16 protein-coding genes are annotated in these 18,157 nt (G+C 72.1%); 6 read left to right on the top strand and 10 right to left on the bottom strand.

The genetic code is table 11. The annotated features are described in order from the left end of the window. Window positions 1-14 precede the first annotated feature (14 nt). The 4 genes from ACFSE6_RS18075 to ACFSE6_RS18060 all read right to left on the bottom strand — a co-directional run bounded on the left by ACFSE6_RS18075 (window position 15) and on the right by ACFSE6_RS18060 (window position 6,008). The gene (locus ACFSE6_RS18075; RefSeq protein WP_388010684.1) at window positions 15-1,742 is read right to left on the bottom strand and encodes a DUF4012 domain-containing protein; all 1,728 of its coding nucleotides are present in this window, start codon (window positions 1,740-1,742) and stop codon (window positions 15-17) included. Window positions 1,743-1,813: 71 nt separating this feature from the next. Continuing rightward, complete coding sequence (locus ACFSE6_RS18070; protein WP_388010681.1) at window positions 1,814-2,530, bottom strand: LPXTG cell wall anchor domain-containing protein; 717 nt, start codon at window positions 2,528-2,530, stop codon at window positions 1,814-1,816. A 95-nt stretch (window positions 2,531-2,625) separates the two neighbouring features. Continuing rightward, the gene (valS, locus tag ACFSE6_RS18065) at window positions 2,626-5,304 is read right to left on the bottom strand and encodes a valine--tRNA ligase (protein WP_388010808.1); all 2,679 of its coding nucleotides are present in this window, start codon (window positions 5,302-5,304) and stop codon (window positions 2,626-2,628) included. Between the two features lie 32 nt (window positions 5,305-5,336). After that, entirely contained in the window at window positions 5,337-6,008 is a 672-nt protein-coding gene (locus tag ACFSE6_RS18060; protein WP_388010678.1) for a TetR/AcrR family transcriptional regulator, read from the bottom strand. A gap of 125 nt (window positions 6,009-6,133) precedes the next feature. Here ACFSE6_RS18060 and ACFSE6_RS18055 point away from each other — a divergent pair, with 125 nt between their 5' ends. Next, window positions 6,134-6,823: a YqeB family protein gene (locus ACFSE6_RS18055; RefSeq protein ID WP_388010675.1), complete on the top strand. Its 690-nt coding sequence runs from the start codon at window positions 6,134-6,136 to the stop codon at window positions 6,821-6,823. 35 nt (window positions 6,824-6,858) lie between these two features. Here ACFSE6_RS18055 and ACFSE6_RS18050 read toward each other — a convergent pair whose 3' ends face one another. Beyond that, window positions 6,859-8,001, bottom strand: coding sequence for a PfkB family carbohydrate kinase (locus ACFSE6_RS18050; RefSeq protein WP_388010672.1), 1,143 nt, complete (start codon window positions 7,999-8,001; stop codon window positions 6,859-6,861). Between the two features lie 48 nt (window positions 8,002-8,049). Here ACFSE6_RS18050 and ACFSE6_RS18045 point away from each other — a divergent pair, with 48 nt between their 5' ends. The 4 genes from ACFSE6_RS18045 (at window position 8,050) to cofE (ending at window position 11,732) form a co-directional block, all read left to right on the top strand. Continuing rightward, complete coding sequence (locus ACFSE6_RS18045; protein ID WP_465254186.1) at window positions 8,050-9,405, top strand: family 4 glycosyl hydrolase; 1,356 nt, start codon at window positions 8,050-8,052, stop codon at window positions 9,403-9,405. Window positions 9,406-9,483: 78 nt separating this feature from the next. Beyond that, on the top strand, window positions 9,484-9,879 hold the full coding sequence (locus ACFSE6_RS18040) for a cupin domain-containing protein (RefSeq protein ID WP_388010666.1): 396 nt from the start codon (window positions 9,484-9,486) through the stop codon (window positions 9,877-9,879). Window positions 9,880-9,969: 90 nt separating this feature from the next. Then, the gene (locus tag ACFSE6_RS18035; protein ID WP_388010663.1) at window positions 9,970-10,968 is read left to right on the top strand and encodes a TIGR03557 family F420-dependent LLM class oxidoreductase; all 999 of its coding nucleotides are present in this window, start codon (window positions 9,970-9,972) and stop codon (window positions 10,966-10,968) included. After that, window positions 10,965-11,732 (top strand): coenzyme F420-0:L-glutamate ligase, encoded by a 768-nt coding sequence (gene cofE, locus ACFSE6_RS18030; protein WP_388010660.1) that lies wholly within the window; start codon window positions 10,965-10,967, stop codon window positions 11,730-11,732. The genes ACFSE6_RS18035 and cofE overlap by 4 nt, the downstream gene beginning before the upstream one ends. Window positions 11,733-11,793: 61 nt before the next feature. Here cofE and ACFSE6_RS18025 read toward each other — a convergent pair whose 3' ends face one another. The 5 genes from ACFSE6_RS18025 to proC form a co-directional block, all read right to left on the bottom strand. After that, entirely contained in the window at window positions 11,794-12,642 is an 849-nt protein-coding gene (locus ACFSE6_RS18025; protein ID WP_388010657.1) for an ABC transporter ATP-binding protein, read from the bottom strand. Beyond that, window positions 12,639-13,652 (bottom strand): putative F420-0 ABC transporter permease subunit, encoded by a 1,014-nt coding sequence (locus tag ACFSE6_RS18020; RefSeq protein WP_465254185.1) that lies wholly within the window; start codon window positions 13,650-13,652, stop codon window positions 12,639-12,641. Before ACFSE6_RS18020 ends, ACFSE6_RS18025 begins: the two co-directional genes overlap by 4 nt. A gap of 98 nt (window positions 13,653-13,750) precedes the next feature. Next, a complete protein-coding gene (locus tag ACFSE6_RS18015; RefSeq protein WP_388010654.1) occupies window positions 13,751-14,737 on the bottom strand; it encodes a putative F420-0 ABC transporter substrate-binding protein in 987 nt (328 codons plus the stop codon). A gap of 282 nt (window positions 14,738-15,019) precedes the next feature. Beyond that, a complete protein-coding gene (locus ACFSE6_RS18010; protein ID WP_388010651.1) occupies window positions 15,020-16,261 on the bottom strand; it encodes an endonuclease/exonuclease/phosphatase family protein in 1,242 nt (413 codons plus the stop codon). A 115-nt stretch (window positions 16,262-16,376) separates the two neighbouring features. Continuing rightward, the gene (proC, locus tag ACFSE6_RS18005) at window positions 16,377-17,183 is read right to left on the bottom strand and encodes a pyrroline-5-carboxylate reductase (RefSeq protein WP_388010648.1); all 807 of its coding nucleotides are present in this window, start codon (window positions 17,181-17,183) and stop codon (window positions 16,377-16,379) included. Between the two features lie 106 nt (window positions 17,184-17,289). Here proC and ACFSE6_RS18000 point away from each other — a divergent pair, with 106 nt between their 5' ends. Then, on the top strand, window positions 17,290-18,054 hold the full coding sequence (locus tag ACFSE6_RS18000) for an SDR family oxidoreductase (RefSeq protein ID WP_388010645.1): 765 nt from the start codon (window positions 17,290-17,292) through the stop codon (window positions 18,052-18,054). The last annotated feature ends 103 nt before the right edge of the window (window positions 18,055-18,157 follow it).

The following is an 18,157-nucleotide window of genomic DNA, read 5'->3' as shown; positions in this document are numbered from 1 at the left end:
GCTGCGTCGTCCGGTCATCGCGGCACCTCACAGGCCTGCCCGGTCGTGACGACGTCGGCGGTGTCGATGAGCGGCGTGTGCAGCAGCGCCGGCTCGACCGGGCCGGGTTCGGCTGCCACGAACCGGAACGTCACGTGCGCGCTGTGCCCCGGCGGGAGGGTCACGCGGGCGGTGACGGCGCTGCGTCCGGCGTCGTGACTGACGTGGGAGCTCAGCGGGGCACCGTCGAGCCATGCACCCTCCGGCACGGTGCCCGGGGGAGCGAGGACGGTGACGAGGAGTGCGAGGTCTTCGCGGGCGTATCCGCCGAACCCCGGGGCGGCGTACCACGGCAGGTCCACATCCGTCGGGACCTCGCTGACCAGGCCCGTCGAGACCGCCACGGACCCACGCCCGTCCGGACGGCACCGGTCCACCACGGCCGAGAAGCCGGCGTCGAGGTACGCGTCGAGCTTGCTCCCGGAGAGGTTGTTGAACAGGACGGCGTAGGCGTCGTCCCCGGCGGTCTCGAGCCGGCCGAGTAGGCCCGCCAGCGGCGTGTCCGCGATGAGGGCCTGCTCCTGCGGGTGCCTGCTCCACACCGCCACGCGGCCTTCCTCGATGAGCGGAGCCGCGGCCCCCGCCACCTGGGGCAGCGTGTTCGCCGAGCTCACGAGCCGCTGGGCCAGGGCCTCACTGACCCCGAAGAAGTACTCGGTCTGCTCGTCGGCGTCCATCGTCAGGTACGGCCGGCGCAGCAGCGCCTCGACCACATTGCCGGCGGTGAGGTCCGCTTCGCCGGCCCGCAGCGGACCCGTGACCTCGAGCAGGGTCCGGACCACAGCGGGGTCGATCGCCACGACCATGTCGGGTGTCCGGCCGGTGCGTTCGGCCCACCACGCCGAGGCCAACCGTCCGGAGAGGGCGAAGTCAGGCGTCGTCGTGAGGTTCTGGACGTACCGGCCGACCTCGTCGCCGAACGTCTCGCGCGTGCCCGCCGGGATCGGCACCGGTGAGACGTCGGCGGGTGAGAACGCCGCGCTGTCGGTGTGGTCGACCTCGGTGAACCGGCCGTTATCGATCTCCACGGCGAAGAAGGTGCCGGTGATGCCGCCGCCGCTGCGCAGCTCGGCGTTGTTCTGCAGCATGATCAGGATCAGCCGCGGCCCCTCGGCCCCGAGCACGGCGGGCGCGGCCTCGGTGACGTCGGCGAGGGTGTCGAGGGCGGGCGTCGTGTGCGTGAGCAGGGCCTGCATCCGGTTGAGATCCTCGCCGACTCGGCTGTCCACGCCACCGCGCGGCACGCGCCCGAGGCGTTCGAGCGCCGTGCGGGCGGTCTCGTCAGCAGTGGCCAGCGCCGTGTGCAGATCCTCCAGCGCACCGACGTCGATGCGGCCGTCGCTCATGCGCAGGCCGTCGGCCAGCTCGTCGGTGGTGTCGAGCACCGGCACGACCGCGTCGCCGAGGAGCCGGGCGGCCTCGGCCGCGCCGATCCGGCTCGCCGACATGGTCGGACCCACCTCGGGGAGCCGTTCTGCGACGCGCCACACCGGGTCGGAGGTCAGGGACGCAAGCGTCTCGGAACGCTCAGCGAGCAGCCGGATGTCCTGCCGCACGGACGTCTCCGTGAGTGCCCCGGCCCCGCGCTCCGTCACAGCGGCCATGACCCGCTCGGCGGCCGGCCGAGCCTCGTCCAGCGCCGCCTTGGCGAGCATGGCCCGCACGCCGAGCCATCCGGAGACGGCGAGGACGAGGACGGTCATAGCCAGCACCACCCGGGGCGCCAGGCGGCGCCGCGGGCGGGCAGCTGCGGGGGCGGCCACGGCAGGTGGCGTCAGGAGCGCCGGCGGCGGGCCAGCAGCAGACCGCCGCCGAGTGCCGCGAGGAACGCCGCGGTCGCGGCAGCGGGTGCCGTGGGAATGCCGGCTCCGGTCTCGGGGAGGGTGAGCATCGCATCATCGGCCTCGTCGCCGTCCCCGTTCGAGGTCGGGGCCGGGGTCTGACCCGGCCCGGCCGGCGGACCGGCGTTGCAGGTCGGCGTGGCCGGAGGATAGGTCACGGCGACGGGGGAGGCGGGGTTGACCTCGATGCTGACGTCGGCGGTCCGGGTCCAGCCGAGGTCGGCGTCGCCGACGTCGGTCCACTCGCCGTCGACCTGCTCCCAGCCGGGCCAGTCGACACCGGTGCCGGAATCGTCGACCTCCGTGCCCGGCCACAGCACGCTGCCGGACAGGGTGCCGTCGGCTCCGAGGTCGCCGAGCGGGACCTCGAGGCGCTGCCCGCCCTGGGTGAAGACCAGGGTCACCGCGCTCGAGGGCTCTGCCGACTCGGGACCGGCCATCGCGACGTCGTAACTGATCCACGCAGCGTCGGCGAGGCACTCCGCGACCGCCGTGGCGTTCAGCGAGGGCTCGTCCTGCTCGACGGGCGGATACGGCGTGTAGACGCCGTCGTCGGTCGGGTCCTCGGTCGCGGCCCCGGCCGGCGCCGCCAGCGCCAGCAACGCCACGGGCGCAGCGACGAGTGCGCCGATCGATCTGCTTCGGTTCACGGTGCGCCTCCCGGTCGTGGCCGTCCCGGGCGGACGGCCTCACCGGAGAGGAGCAACTCGACCGGGCGCTGATACACCCGGCACCACGACCCGACTCAGCGGCGCGGTGGTGCCTCGTCCAGCTCGCTGTCGACAACCTCGGCAGCACCGCCCGACGGCGCGCCGACGATCTCGAGATCCCCGCGGACCCGACCGGCCGAGCGCAGATCGCCGAGCGCCTGCTGCACCGCGGCGACGGACTCCGCCGGTAGTTGCAGGCGCACGCGCGCGAAGGTGGTCCGCTGGGAGACCTTGGCCTCGGACTTGACCTTCCGCAGCGCGGCGAGCGCGGCGCCGGTGGCATGGACCAGCGCGACGTCGCCCGCCTCGCCGATGGCCTCCGCGGCTGTGCCCACGCCGGCCGCGGCCCGCAGCGGCTCGGCCTGGGGCCAGGGCGCCTGGTGGACCGAGCCGGTGCGGTACCAGCTCCACACCTCTTCGGTGGCGAACGGCAGCACGGGGGCGAACAGGCGCAGGAACGTGTCGACGGCGATCGCCAGAGCGGTCCGCGCCGAGGCGGCCTCGGACTCCGGGACGGCGCCGTCGCGGTTGTAGGCGCGGTCCTTGACGAGCTCGAGGTAGTCGTCGCAGAACGTCCAGAAGTAGGTCTCGGTGGTCTCCAGCGCCCGGGTGTGGTCGTAGGCCTCGAGCGCGGCGGTGGCGGTCTCGACGACGTCGGCCAGGCCGGCGAGCATCGCGCGGTCGATCGGCACGGTGACCAGCTCGGGGTCGAGGACGAGGTCGGCGTCGCCGCCCATGGTCAGCGAGAACTTCGAGGCGTTGAGGATCTTGATCGCCAGGCGCCGGCCGATCTTCATCTGCCCGACCTCGAACGCTGCGTCGGTGCCGAGCCGGGCCGAGGCCGCCCAGTACCGGACGGCGTCCGAGCCGTGTTGGGTCAGCAGGTCCATGGGCGTGACGACGTTGCCCTTGGACTTCGACATCTTCTTCCGGTCCGGGTCGAGGATCCATCCCGAGATCCCCGCGTGCCGCCACGGCAGGTCGCCGAACTCCAGGTGGGCGCGGACCACGGTGGAGAACAGCCAGGTGCGGATGATGTCCTGGCCCTGCGGGCGCAGGTCCATCGGGTAGACGCGCTCGAAGAGATCCTGGTCGCGCAGCCAGCCGGCGGCGATCTGCGGCGAGAGCGAGGACGTCGCCCAGGTGTCCATGATGTCGACCTCACCGACGAAGCCGCCCGGCTTCCCGCGCTGGTCCTCAGTGTAGCCGTCCGGGACGTCGGTGCTCGGGTCGATCGGCAGGGAGGCCTCGTCCGGGACGAGCACGGCGTCGTAGTCGGGTTCTCCGGCGTCGTCGACCCGGTACCACACCGGGATGGGGACCCCGAAGAAGCGTTGCCGGGAGATCAGCCAGTCCGTGTTGAGACCGTTCACCCAGTTCTCGTAGCGCACCCGCATGAACTCGGGGTGGAAATCCAGTTCTTGCCCGCGCTCGATGAGATTCTCGCGCAGCTGCTTGCCGTTCGCCTCGACGTGCGGGCGACCGCCGTTGCGGATGTACCACTGCCGGGAGGTGACGATCTCGAGGGGCTTGTCGCCCTTCTCGTAGAAGTTCGCCTTGCGCTGGGTCGGCTTGGGCTCGCCGACCAGGTCTCCGGAGGTCTGCAGGGCCTCGACGACGGCGGCGCGCGCGGAGAACGTGGTCTTGCCCGCCATCTCGGCGTAGACGGCGCGGCCCTGCGCGGAGGTGATCCACTCGGGTGTCTCGCGCTGCAGCCGGCCGTCCTTACCGACGACGGGCCGGGTCGGCAGGTTCAGCTCGCGCCACCACTGCACGTCGGTGAGGTCACCGAACGTGCAGCACATCGCGATGCCGGCGCCCTTGTCCATCTCCGCACCGGGGTGGGCCAGCACCGGCAGCTCGACGCCGAAGAGCGGGGACGTCACGGTGGTGCCGAACAGCGGTTGGTACCGCTCGTCGTCGGGGTGGGCGATCAACGCGACGCAGGCGGGCAGCAGCTCTGGCCGCGTGGTCTCGATGGTGACCGTGCCGCCCTCGGGCTTGTGGAAGGTGATCTCGTGAAAGTGGCCGGGGTAGTCGCGCGCCTCCAGCTCGGCCTGTGCGACCGCCGTCTGGAACGTGACGTCCCACAGGCCGGGGGCTGCGGCCTGGTAGGCCTCACCCCGGGCGAGGTTGCGCAGGAACGCCGCCTGGGCCACCTGCTGCGCGGCCGGCCCGATCGTCTGGTAGTGGTGCTCCCAGTCGACCGACAGGCCCAGGTGGCGCCACAGCGCCTCGAACTGCTGCTCGTCCTCGGCGGTGAGTCGCTGGCACAGCTCGATGAAGTTGCGACGGGAGACCGGGACCTGGTCCTTGGCCTTCGCGGACTTACCCTCGCCGCCGGTGTGCGGCGGGGTGAAGTCCGGGTCGTAGGGCAGGGAGGGGTCGCAGCGAACCCCGAAGTAGTTCTGCACCCGGCGTTCGGTGGGCAGGCCGTTGTCGTCCCAGCCCATGGGGTAGAAGACCGCCTTGCCGCGCATCCGCTGGAACCGCGCGACGACGTCGGTGTGGGTGTAGGAGAACACGTGCCCCACGTGCAGCGAGCCGGAGACCGTCGGCGGCGGGGTATCGATGGAGTAGACCTGCTCGCGCGGGGCGGAGCGGTCGAAGGCGTAGGTCCCGTCCTGCGTCCAGCGCTCGTTCCAGCGCTCCTCGAGACCGTCCGTGCTGACCTTGTCCGGTACCGACGGCGACGGAAGGGTCTCGGCGCTCATCGTTCTCCGGTCCTGGGTCAGCTGTGTCTCGCTCATGATCCTCGATTGTTCCATGGCGCCGCGGCTGGGCGCGCCCGCGATCCGGGCCGCGGACGGCGTCGTGGTCCGCCGCCGAGGTAGGCGCGCACGGTCCGGCGGAGCTGGCTCAGCCGCAGCGCGGGATCGCTGCCAGGTTGGAGCGCGAGATCGAGGAAGACCGCCCCGACGAGTGTCGACAGCCACGCGGCGGTCTCGGCCGGGTCGAGCTCGGTGTCGATCGCGCCGGCGTCGAGGGCCCGCTGCAGCAGAGCGGTCAGGCCCGCACGCTCGGCGGTGTCGGCCTGGCCGAGGACATCGGCGATCTCGGGATCGCGATGTGCCTGCAACATGGCCTCGAGGACGAGCTGGGGCACCGCGGGATGGGCCGCCGCGGGCGCGGCGAGATGAGTGACGAACTCGAGCACCGCTTCGACAGGTGCGTCGGCGGCGAGCTGCTGCTCGAGCATGGCTGAGGTGTCGTCCTCGTCGCCGGTCAGGACGGCCAGGAAGATCGCCTTCTTGCTGGCGAAGTAGTGGTACAGGTTCCCGGGGCTGATCCCGGCGGCGCGGCAGATCTGCGCCGTCGTGGTGCGCTCGTAGCCGTGGGTCGCGAAGAGGGCTGCCGCGCAGTCCTGGATGTGTCGGCGGCGTGCGGCATGTCGGGCCGGATCGACGGTGCGTGCCATGACTTCCTCGGTGCCAAAGGCGTTATTAATAGATCGAGCGCTCGGTCTTAGCGTACGCTGCTCAGGCACACGTCGAGCCGGCGTTGCGCGCCAGGAGACAGGTTCGGTCAGGAGGTCGGGGGCGGGTGTCGGAGAACAGCATCACCGTGACGCTGGACAAGCGGCTCGCGCCGGTGTTCGCCGCCGTCGGGGCCGTGCTGGGGTTCGCCCTGTCGTTCGCCGTCGGCCCCGTGGTCGGCTGGATGCTGGAGACGGTCGACGGCGCGCCGGCACCGCTGCGGCTGCTCGACCAGCTCCCGTTCGTCGTCCTGCTGCCCGGACTGACCGTCGCGGGCCTGATCGCGGGCTGGATCGTCTTCGGGATCTGGGGCGAGGAGGTCGGCGAGATCCGGGTCGATCCCGACGAGCTCGTGCTCCGCAGCGGCAAGCGGCGGTCGAGCTACCGCCGCGAGGAGATCGCCGAGATCTTCCTGGACAAGGACGAGCTGGTGCTGCTCGATCCACGCTCCCGGGAGCTGTCGCGGACCACGTCGGACAGCGGATTGGCGGCCAAGTTGTCGGAGGCGTTCGGTCGCTTCGACTATCCGTGGGCGGGCACCGCCGATCCCCGCGAGGAACTGTTCACCAGGTGGGTCGACCGCAGCCGGGACCTCCAGCCGCACGTACACGACCTGCTCCGCAGCCGCAGTCGTGCGCTCGCGGACGGACGCACCGGCGCCGCGGAAGAGGTCCGCGACGAGTTGCTCCGGCACGGCGTCGTCGTCCGGGACCGGGACGGGGAGCAGCAGTACCGGACGGTCGAGCCCGAGTCCTGAGTCCCGGGTCCTGAGTCCCGGTCCTGAGTCGAAGCTCAGGTTCGGACCGTCGGTGCCGGCCCGGTGCCGCCCGGCCCGGCGTCGGAGAAGCGCGCGATGGTGGCGTCGGCCCGCCGTACCCGGGCGAGCGGATGACCGGGGATGGCGTCGTCCAGGAACTCGTACCGGGCGGCGGTGTCCCGGGCCGCCCGGTCCCCGGTCCTGGCCGCCGCGACGGTCTCCTCCCACCAGTCGGCGATGTCGCCCCAGCCCGGGGCGGCGAGGGAACCGCCGAAGTGGCGCACCGCCAGGGCCGAGCAGAGCACGGCGAAGCGGAGCCGCCGCTCCAGGCTCCAGTCCTGCAACGTGCCCGTGACCAGAGCCGCCGCGAAGACGTCACCCGCCCCGGTGGCGTCGAGCGCCTGCACGCGCAACGGCTCGGTCTGTACCTCCTCGCCCGTCGCGGCGTCGACCGCGAGAGCGCCGTCCGCGCCCATGGTGACGACGGCGAGCGGCACGTGGGCCGCCAGCGCGCGGGCTGCGGCGCCCGGGGTTTCGGTGCGGGTGTAGGCCATCGCCTCGGCGGCGTTCGGCGTGAACGCGTGGCAGCCGGCCAGGAGGTCGAGCCGGGCGCGGTCCCACGCCTCGTGCGGGTCCCAGCCGGCGTCGGCAAAGACCAGGGTCCCGGACGAGGCGAGCTGCTGCCACCACGGGTCGGAGCCCGGCTCGCCGAGTTCGGCGACGGCGGCCCGGGCGGGCGGGGCGTCGCCCACAAGAGTGCCGACCGGCTCCGGGGCGTCGTGGCCGTGACTGACCATCGCCCGGTCGTCGTCGAGCGCCAACGAGACGGTGACCGAGGTGTGCCAGTGCCGGTAGCGCCGCGAGGCGGACAGGTCCACGCCCTCCTGCCGGCCGAGGACCGTCCAGAGCCAGTCGGCGTAGGCGTCGTCACCGAACGCGGCCGCGAGACCGGTGTCCAGACCCAGACGGGCGGCCCCGACCGCGAGGTTGGCGATACCGCCCGGTGCGGCGCCCATCCCGCCGGCCCAGATCTCCGTCCCGGGCACCGGGCCGTGCGGCAGTCCGGTGAAGACCAGGTCGAAGAAGACGGGGCCCGTGACGAGAAGGTCGAGACGTGCCCGGGCGGTCATGTCCGGGGCCGGTGCGGCGGGCTCCCGTGCGGCGGGGGCGTCAGTCATCGTGACCCGATCCTGCCATCCGGCGCTAGCGTGAGGACAGTGGATAACGTGCGGCTCACCATCCTCGGCGGGGGCGGCTTCCGCGTCCCGCTCGTCCACCAGGCAGTCCTCGATGCACGGGACCGTGTGCCGGTGACAGAAGTCGTGCTCCACGACGACGACCCGGCACGACTCGATGTCATGGCCACGGTGCTCTCCCGTCTGGGCAGCGACCGCGTCGACGGTCCCGCGGTGCGAGCCACGGCCGACCTGGACGACGCCGTCGCCGGTGCTGACGTGATCTTCTCCGCGATCCGGGTCGGCGGCACGGCGGGGCGGACCCGCGACGAGCGGGTGGCCCTGGCCGAAGGGGTGCTCGGCCAGGAGACCGTCGGCCCGGGAGGGCTGGCCTATGCGCTGCGGACGGTCCCGGTGGTGGACCGGATCGCCGACCGCATCTCGCAGCTCGCGCCGTCGGCCTGGACGATCAGCTTCACCAACCCGGCCTCGATCGTCACCGAGGCGATGCAGGCCCGGCTGGGCGACCGCGTGGTGGGGATCTGCGACACCCCGATTTCATTGGTGCGGCGCGCGTTGCGGGTGGTGGGCCGCGATGCCCGGGCCTTCGACGCCGGCGAGGTCGAGGTCGATTACGCGGGGCTCAATCACCTCGGGTGGCTGCAGGGGCTGCGCAGCGGCGGCGAGGACCTGTTGCCGGATCTGCTCGCCGACGACTCCACCCTCGCCGGCCTCGAGGAGGCCCGGCTCATGGGCACCGACTGGGTGCGCACGCTCGGGGCACTGCCGAACGAGTACGTGTACTACTACGACTTCACGCGCGAGGCCCTGGCCGCGCTCGCCGCGAGCGAGCAGACGCGAGGGGAGTACCTGCAGGCCCAGCAGGGCGGTTTCTACGCGCGGGCGGCGGCCGAGCCCGGACGCGTTCTGGAGCTGTGGCGCGAGGCGCTCGCCGAGCGTGAGGCGACCTACATGGCCACCGAACGCGAGTCCGCCCGGGCCGGGGAGCGCGCCGAGGAGGACCTGGGTGGCGGGTACCACGAGGTCGCCGTCGACCTCATGGCGGCGCTGCTCGGGGGTGAGGAGCACCGGATGATCCTCGACGTCGCCAACCATGGGTCCGACGGGCGGCCGTTGGTGGACGGTCTGCCGCCCGACGCCGTCGTCGAAGTGCCGGTGCTCGCCGACGGCCGGGGTATCCACCCCCTGACGCCGCGGCGCCCGCTCACCCCCGCCATGCTGGCGCGCGTCCAGGCGGTCAAGGCGAGCGAACGACTGGTCATCGAGGCGGCGCGCACCGCCGACGCCCAGACCGCGTGGCAGGCGTTCGCCTTCCATCCGCTGGTGGACAGTGCCGCCGTCGCCCGGCGGCTGGTCCACCGCTACCTCGCAGAGCGGCGGCCGTGACTGCCCGCGGGTGCGGCGCGCGCTGACCTGCGAGAAGGTTGGACCATCACGCCCACCACGACGCCGAGGAGCACTCTCATGCACCACTGGTCGCCCGATGACGCCAAGGCCTCGACCGACTACCGCCGTGTGCTCTGGACCGGGGAGCACAGCCAGGTCGTCGTCATGACTATCGAGCCGGACGACGACATCGGTGAGGAGACCCACCCGGACAACGACCAGATCCTCAGCTTCGTCTCCGGCTCGGGCAAAGCCGTGATCGACGGGGAGGAGCAGTTCGTCGCGCCGGGCGACATCGTGGCCGTCCCGGCCGGCGCGCGGCACAACTTCATCAACGTCGGCAACTCGCCGCTGGTGCTGTACACCGTCTACGGCCCAGCGCACCACGCGGACGGGGCGGTTCACCCGACCAAGGCCGACGCCGAGGCCGCGGAGGAGTCCGGGGAGGACGAGCCGCCCGCGTACGCGCAGTGAGGTGCCGCCGCCAGTGGCTGACGCCTGGTCGGTGACGCTGAGAGTGAACGCCGATGTCCGCACGGGGTGCGGGCCTGCAAGGATGGCGACATGAGCCTGACGATCGGTTACGCGGCCGCACTCGAGCAGTTCCATCCCACCGAGGTCGTCGACTACTCGGCCCAGGCCGAGCAGCACGGATTCTCCGGCGTCATGGCGGCGGACCACTTCCAACCGTGGACGCCCACGCAGGGACAGGCGGCGTTCGTGTGGAACGTCCTGACCGCCCTCGGCGAACGCACCACCGGCGATATCGGACCGGGCGTCACCGCGCCCACGTTCCGGTGGCATCCCGCGATGGTGGCGCAGGCCTCGGCGACCCTCGCTGCGATGTATCCGGGTCGGCACTGGCTGGGGTTGGGCTCCGGCGAGGCGCTGAACGAGCACATCATCGCGGGTTACTGGCCCGAGGCGCCGGAGCGGATCAACCGGATGTTCGAGGCCATCGAGATCATCCGCAAGCTGTTCAGCAACTCGCTGGCCGGCAAGGACACCAAGCACTCCGGGCAGTTCTACAAGCTCGAGTCCACCCGGCTGTGGACCATGCCGGACGAGGCCCCGCCCATCATGGTGGCCACCGGAGGACCGGTCACGGCGCGCCGGGCCGGCAAGCACGCCGACGGTCTCATCACCGTCGGCGCGCCACTGGAGAAGATCTCGGGCCTGTTCGAGAAGTTTGCCGACGGCGCGCGCGAGGCGGGCAAGGACCCGGAGGGCATGCCGAAGGTGCTGCAGCTGCACATGTCCTGGGCGCCGACCGATGAGGAGGCGTTGGCGAACGCCATGGACCAGTGGCCGAACGGCGGGATGAAGTTCCCGAAGGCGGACATCCGCTCTCCGTTCGATTTCGCGGCCATGGCCAAGCTCGTCCGCGAGGAGGACTTCGCGGGCCGGATGGTGATCTCCGCGGATCCGGACGAGCACCGCAAGGAGATCCAGCGGTACGTCGACCTCGGCTTCGACCGCATCTACCTCCACAACGTCGGCCGTAACCAGACCGAGTGGGCGGAGGTCTTCGGTCGCGACGTCCTGCCGAAGCTCGGCCGGTGAGCGGCGGCGCAGCGGTAACGGCCGTCGCGCCGGAGGGCGTGCCCGTCGTCACCACGGGCGACGACCTCGCGGCAGTGCTGACACCGGTCCTGGAGGGGGCCACCTGGCCGGACGGCAGCCGCGGTCTCGCGGAGGGCGACATCGTGGTGATCTCGTCGAAGATCGTCTCCAAGGCCGAGGGGCGCCTCGTGGCTGGTCGCGACGAGGCCGAGCGGGAGGCCGCGATCGAGGCCGAGACCGTCCGGGTGGTGGCCGAGCGTGCCAAACCCGAGGGCGGCATGCTGCGGATCGTCGAGAACCGTCTCGGCCTGGTCATGGCGGCCGCGGGGGTGGACGCCTCGGACGTCCCGACCGGCACGGTGCTGCTCCTGCCGGAGGATCCCGACGACTCAGCACGGCGCATCCGGCGCGGCCTGCACGCCCGGACGGGGGTCCGTCCCGGCGTCATTATCTCCGACACCGCGGGTCGGCCCTGGCGTCGCGGCGTGACGGACATGGCGATCGGGGCGGCCGGCGTCACGGTGCTGGACGACCGGCGCGGGCAGCGCGACCAGTACGGCCATGAGCTGCAGACGACCGTCATCGGCGTCGCGGACGAGATCGCGGCGGCCGCCGAGCTGGTCAAGGGCAAGCTGTCCGGTCGGCCGGTCGCCGTCGTGCGGGGGATGTCCCGGGCCGTCACCACCGACGACGGCGACGGCGCCGCCTCCTTGGTGCGCCCCCCGGAGGAGGACATGTTCCGGCGGGGCGTCAGCGAGGTGTGAGCGGGCCGCCGGTTGTCCGGCTGCGCGGCACCGGTGTCGGCCCCACCCACGGCACCGTCAGTCACGCCGGGTCCATCACCAGCAGGTCCCGTCCGCCCGCCGAGACCCGGGACGCACGAACTCGGTAGACCTCACTGACCAGTTCCCCGGTCAGCACCTCGGCCGGTGGGCCGGCTGCCACGGCACGACCGTCGGCCAGCACCACCACGTGGTCCGCGTAGCGCATCGCATGGTTGAGATCGTGCAGGGCGGCGAGCACCGTGACACCGTCGCCGCGCAGGTCCCGGGTGAGCCCGAGAACGTCCAACTGAGCGGCGACGTCGAGGTGGTTCGTCGGCTCGTCGAGCATGAGGACCTCTGGCTGCTGCGCCAGCGCGCGGGAGAGGTGGACGCGTTGCCGCTCGCCTCCGGACAGCGTCGCGAAGTCCCGTCCGCTGAGCTCCGTGGCCCCGGCACGCGCGAGCGCGGCTTGCGCCACCGCCAGGTCCGAGGCTGAGTCCGCGCCCCATCGGGGCCGGTGCGGTGTCCGGCCCAGCAGCACCACGTCCAGGACACTCCGGGAGACCTCACCGCCGGCGTCCTGCTCCACCAGCGCGAGGCGGCGCGCCCGGCTCCGCCGCGGCATCCGCCGAAGGTCCTCGCCGCCGAGCCACACCGAGCCACCGGCTGGCAGAGCCCCGACGAGCGCGCGTAGCAGGGTCGATTTGCCGGAGCCGTTCGGGCCCACCAGCGCCGTCACCGCGCCGGGCGGCACCTCGGCGTCGACCCCGTCGAGGATGACGGCGCCGTCCAGCTCGACCGACATCCCCGTGATCGTCAGTCCCGCAGCAGTCGGCCGTCCACGGGCGCCGCCCTCCGGCTCTCCGGCCAGCGGCGCCAGTGCAGGGCTGTCGATCTCCGTCTCGGTCATGCCGATGCCCTCCTTCGTAGCAACACCGCGAACACGGGCGCACCCACGGCCGCCGTCACGATCCCTACCGGCAGCTCTCGCGGTTCGAACAGGCTCCGGGCGCCGGTGTCCGCCAGCAGCATGAACGTCGCGCCCGCGAGCGCCGCGACCGGCAGCAAACGGAAATGGCGCTCACCCACCACCAGCCGCACGGCGTGCGGGATCACCAGCCCGACGAAGCCGATCGCCCCCGAGACCGACACCAGCAGGCCGGTGAGCAGGGCGGCGGCGGCGAGCAGCAGCCACCGTGCCCGTGTCACGGACACCCCGAGCGATGCGGCCGAGACGTCCCCGAAGGTGAACGCGTCGAGCGTGCGGGCACTGGCCAGCAATCCGGCGCCGACCACCGCACTGGCGCCCAGGGCGACGAACGCCTCGGTCCACGTCGAACCGCCGAAGGATCCCATGAGCCAGGTGAGGATCTCCCGGTAGTTGTCCCCCGTGGAGGACCAGAACAGCACAAAGCTGACGACGGCGGAGGCTCCCTGAGCGACGGCGACGCCGGCCAGCACCGTCCGGACCGGACTCAGGCTGCCGCTACGGCCGGTCGCCAGTGCCAGCGTCAATACCAGTGCCCCGAGTCCCCCGAGGAACGCCGCGACCGGCAGCGCCGTGCCGAGGCCGAGGACGAGCACGGCGACGGCGCCGACCGAGGCTCCCGAAGAGACACCCAGCAGATAGGGGTCGGCGAGAGGGTTGCGGGTCAGCGCCTGCATGACCGCGCCGCACAGGGCCAGGCCGGCGCCGACGGCAGCGGCCGCAAGGACGCGGGGTGCCCGCCCGCTCCAGATGATTGCATCGTCGATGCGACCCAGGGGGTTCGCCGAGCAGCCGCCGGAGACGGTCGAACACACGTGATGCCAGCCTGAGGCCCACACGTCACTGACGCCGATGTCGGCCTGCCCAAGGGTGAGCGCCCACCCGGCGGTGAGGACGAGGAGCGCCGCCAGCCCAGCCGTCGTCGCGCCCAGGGCGACGCGGCGCTGCGTGCCGGGCGCCGGATCCGCCCCGCCCGCGGGCAGGGGCGTGCCTGCGCGGCGGCGCGCGCGGTCCGGGAGCCGGGTGCGGGTCAGGACGCCACCTCCAGATCGGCGACCTGTTCGGCGAGCTCGGCCGCGGCGGGCACGTTGCGCACGCCCGCCTCGGTGGCCGGGAACGGCACGACGACGTAACGCTCTTCCTGCACGGCCGTGAGGGTCCGAGTCACCGGGTTGGCCGCCAGCCGCTCCATCTTCTGCTCGGCCGTGTTCCACGCCGAGTCCACGAGCACGATCACGTCCGGGTCGGCCGCGGCGATCGCCTCCCACCCCATCGAGGTCCAGGTCTCCTCGACGTCACCGGCGACGTTCTCCAGGCCGACGGCGTCCATGATCATCTGCGGGGCGCCGATTCCGGCGCCCACGTACGGCACGTCCGCACCCGAGGAGTACCACAGGGCGCTGAGGCCCTCGCGGGCGGGTTCGATGTGTTCGAGCTGGTCGCGCTGCTGGGCCACGAGCTCCTCGGCCGCAGCAGTGGCGTCGCCGCCGAGGATGTCCCCCATCTCGGTGATCTCGTCGAAGACCAGGTCGAAGGTGAGCCGGTCGGGTTGGTACTCCGGCTCGAGGCACGCGGCGGGGGAGACGTACGTCGCGATGCCGAGGTCCTCATACATCTGGCGTTCGCCGGCACCGTCCGCACTGAGGTTGGACTCCCATCCGGCGTAGACCAGATCGGGCTCGAGCTCGAGCACCGCCTCGGACGAGGGGTTCTGCTCGGCCAGCACCGGAATGTCGCCGATCCCGTCCGCGAGGTGATCGGGGATCGGGCCGTCGGAGAACGCGGTGCCCACGAGGCGATCGCCGGCCCCGAGCGCGAGGACCATCTCGGTGGCCGAGGACTTGATGGTCACGATCCGCTCCGGCGGCCGTTCGAGCGTGGTCTCGACGCCGCACGAGCTCACCGTCCGCTCCCCGGACTCCGGGTCGGCCGCGCCGGTGCTCTCCTCGGCGCCGCCGGCCTCCTCGGTACCGGAGGCGCCGGGACCGTCGTAACCGGCCTCGCCGCACGCCGCCAACAGGAGCAGCGCAGACAGGGCGGACAGTAATCTGACAGGACGAGCAGGACGAGCAGGGCGAGCAGAACGGGCAGGCACGGGCGCACTCCGGACGAGATGGGGGAGATGTCGCCGCAGTCACTGCGCTGCAGCCGTAGCCGGCAGGTCCAGGTCGGGGCCTGCACACCGGTGGACGTCCGGGGCCAGGTACCAGCCTAGCGAACCGGGCGGCCGGCTGCGGTCCGGGCGGTCAGCGTGCAGGCGGACGCTCAGCGGACCCGGGTGGCCCTGGCCGTCCCGGGGTCAGCGCAGCCCGGGTACCAGGAGATCGACCCATACCGGCCGGTGATCCGAGGTCGGGAACGGCGCGACCCCGGTCAGTTCGGAGCCCGGCTCGTTGGCCGCCGGCCAATACACGCCCGAGTGGCTCACCGGCAGGTTCTTCGATGGCAGCGCGTAGTCCGAGCGCAGGTTTCCGGGGGCAGAGTCGTCGAAGTCCGCGGTGTCCAGCGCGGGATCGCCCTCGTGGTAGATGTTCGCGCCGCCCTGGAGCTCCGACGCCTCGACCGCGCCGTCCGACGTCGGTTCCGGGTCGTTGATCCGCGGGCTGTCCAGCAGTTGCCTGATGGCCCCGTCCACGGAGTCACCGTCGTGCGGGTCGGCGTTGTAGTCCCCGACGACGACGAACCGGCTTCCCGGTTGCAGACCGCCGGAGACGCCGTCGTCGTCGTAGATGTACGAGCTACGGGCCGGGGAGGCGACGTAATCCGCCCAGAAACGGATCTCGTCGTGGTTGCGGCGACCGTTGCGGTCCTCCGGCCCGTCGAACGTCGGCGGTGTCGGGTGGGCAGCGAGCACGTGCACCGTCGTACGACCCACGCGGACCGGCACGTCCCAGTGCGACTTGCTCGACAGCGGCAGCGTCGCGAGCTCCTCGTCGGAGTACCAGTCGCCCGTGGCGTCCGTGCCGGGGTCGCCCGGCAGCAGCGCGCCCGGCATGTCCTGCCAGCGGAAGTCCTGGAACGTGCGGACGTCATCGGTCTCGATCGGGTAGCGCGAGAGCAGGACCATCCCGTACTGGCCCGGGAACTCGCCGAAACCGAGGGCGTCGTCGGGTGTGCCGGTCCTGCCGTCGTTGTCGAGGTCGAAACCGGAGTCCACGCCGGTGTTCACCGGGGCGGTGTAGGCGTACTCGTACTCGATCGGGTCCTCGCCGTGCTGCCCCTCCTCGAGGTAGTCGGACCGGAACAGGTCCAACGCCTCGCCGTCGGCGTCGTAGTCGAACTCGTTGAGCAGGACGACATCGGGGCGCACGGTCTGGAGCACCTGCGCGATGGCGGCGGCCTGGTCGTCGCCACGCTCCAGGTCGGAGATCAACTGCCCCTCGTCCGCCCGGTTCAGCGAGACGTTGTAGCTCGCGACACGCAGCGGTTCCCGGTCCTCCGGCTGGGACGACGACGCCACCGCCGCGGGCGACGCCACGGCGAGAAGGCCGAAGGCGGCCGCGGCGGCCACAGCGGTACCCAGCAGCCGGCGGTGAGGCATGGCGCCCACCGTAGCAATGCGCAGGGACACCAGGAAGGTGTTGAAGGTGAACACTTGTGTGGCCAGAGTGAAACGTGTGATCCGCGGTGGGTGACCCTGCTGGTCAGCGCCGTGGTCAGGCGAGTTCGCGGTCCCGGTCCACCGCCGCCTGGACCGCACGAGCAGCCGCGGCCGAGAAGCCGGCGTCCTCCAACGCGACCGTCCCGGCAATGGTCGTGCCGCCGGGGGAGGAGACCACGTCCATCAGGTCCGCCGGCGAGAGTTCGCGCTCCAGCAACGTGCGCGCGGTCCCGAGCATCATCTGCGCGGCGATCGTCACGGCCTGCTGCTTGGGCATGCCGTTCTTTACCGCCGCGCGCGCGAGTGCCTCGACGTAGGCCGCGGTCCACGCCGGTGCCGAGCCGGCGATCGCGGCGTAGGCCGGGAACAACCGCTCAGGGAGCACCGTCGCTGCACCGACCGACTTGAAGAGGGCGACCACGGCGTCGAGCTGATCCTGCCTGACGGCGTCGTTGCCGCATATCCCTGCCATGCCGGCTCCGACCATGGCGTTGACATTCGGCATCACACGGATCACGGCCTGCCCGTCCGACAGCATCGACTCCAGGCGCTCCAGGGTCAGGCCGGCCGCCAGTGAGACCACGAGGCTGCCCGCACCGGCCAGCTCGGCCCGCAACGGCTCGAGCACCTCGGCGAACAGGTACGGCTTGACCGCCACCACGACGGCACCGCCCGGCCCGACCCAGCGAACCAGCTCGGCATTGTCCGCGAGTGCCGTGACCCCGGTCTCCTCGGACAGCGCACGGGCCGAGCCGTGAGCCGAGGTTACGGCGAGGTCGTCGGCGGCGACCGCGCCGCCGACGACCGCCCCGCGCACGATCGCGCCCGCCATGTTGCCTGCGCCGAGAAATCCCACCCTCATACCCGTGATGGTGTCACGGTGTGCGGGTGCGGTGTCACATCCGGTGAGCGAGCAGACCCGTCCGGTGAGCGAGCACCCACGGGCGGCGAGCAGGCATGATCGGGGCATGACCGAGACGAGCGAAACCACGCCCCGCGCCCTGGTCACCGGAGCCTCGAGCGGGATCGGAGCCGCCACCGTGCGCCGTCTGCGCCGTGAGGGCTGGGACGTCCTCGCCACCGCACGGCGCGCGGACCGGCTGGACGCCCTCGCCGAGGAGACCGGGTGCGCGACCTTTGCGGCGGACCTGACCGACCCCGCCGACGTCACCCGCCTGGCCGAGCACGCCGCGGCCACCGGGCCGCTGCGGTCGCTGGTCAACAACGCCGGCGGCGCGATCGGCACCGATTCCGTCGCCGAGGGCGACGCCGAGGAGTGGCGCCGCATGTACGAGATCAACGTGGTCGCCACGCTGCGGCTCACCCAGTCGCTGCTGCCGCACCTGCGCGCGGACGGCGGCGGAGACGTGCTCGTCGTGACCTCCACGGCTGCACATGGCACGTACCCGGGCGGCGCCGGCTACACCGCGGCGAAGCATGCCGAACGGATGATCCGGGACACCTTGCGCCTCGAACTCGTCGGCGAGCCGGTCCGCGTGCTCGAGGTGGCTCCGGGAATGGTCCGGACCGAGGAGTTCTCCCTCAACCGCATGCACGGCGATCCCGACGCCGCGGCCAAGGTTTACGAAGGCGTCGCCGAACCACTCGTGGCCGACGACGTCGCCGACGTCATCGCCTTCGCCCTCACCCGGCCGGCACACGTCAACCTCGACCGCATCATCCTGCGGCCACGCGCCCAGGCCAGCAACACGCTCGTCCACCGGGAGAGCTGACCCGCCGGGGGGTGTCCCTATCTCTGCCGTCAAGCGGCGGCGGGGGTGGGTGGGTCGTAGAAGGCGCCGTTGCGGAGCATGGCGTGTAGGACGTCGATGCGAC

This window comes from Georgenia deserti, assembly GCF_042680605.1.
Lineage (GTDB): Bacteria > Actinomycetota > Actinomycetes > Actinomycetales > Actinomycetaceae > Allobogoriella > Allobogoriella deserti.
The sequence above is the reverse complement of the archived record's forward strand: the minus strand, read 5'-3'. Positions and strand labels throughout refer to the sequence as shown.

Coding starts and splice junctions, on each gene's coding strand:
- ACFSE6_RS18075 (WP_388010684.1), bottom strand. CDS start 1,742: ATGACCGTCCTCGTCCTCGCCGTCTCCGGATGGCTCGGCGTGCGGGCC.
- valS (WP_388010808.1), bottom strand. CDS start 5,304: ATGAGCGCCGAGACCCTTCCGTCGCCGTCGGTACCGGACAAGGTCAGC.
- ACFSE6_RS18060 (WP_388010678.1), bottom strand. CDS start 6,008: ATGGCACGCACCGTCGATCCGGCCCGACATGCCGCACGCCGCCGACAC.
- ACFSE6_RS18050 (WP_388010672.1), bottom strand. CDS start 8,001: ATGACTGACGCCCCCGCCGCACGGGAGCCCGCCGCACCGGCCCCGGAC.
- ACFSE6_RS18040 (WP_388010666.1), top strand. CDS start 9,484: ATGCACCACTGGTCGCCCGATGACGCCAAGGCCTCGACCGACTACCGC.
- ACFSE6_RS18035 (WP_388010663.1), top strand. CDS start 9,970: ATGAGCCTGACGATCGGTTACGCGGCCGCACTCGAGCAGTTCCATCCC.
- ACFSE6_RS18025 (WP_388010657.1), bottom strand. CDS start 12,642: ATGACCGAGACGGAGATCGACAGCCCTGCACTGGCGCCGCTGGCCGGA.
- ACFSE6_RS18010 (WP_388010651.1), bottom strand. CDS start 16,261: ATGCCTCACCGCCGGCTGCTGGGTACCGCTGTGGCCGCCGCGGCCGCC.
- proC (WP_388010648.1), bottom strand. CDS start 17,183: ATGAGGGTGGGATTTCTCGGCGCAGGCAACATGGCGGGCGCGATCGTG.
- ACFSE6_RS18000 (WP_388010645.1), top strand. CDS start 17,290: ATGACCGAGACGAGCGAAACCACGCCCCGCGCCCTGGTCACCGGAGCC.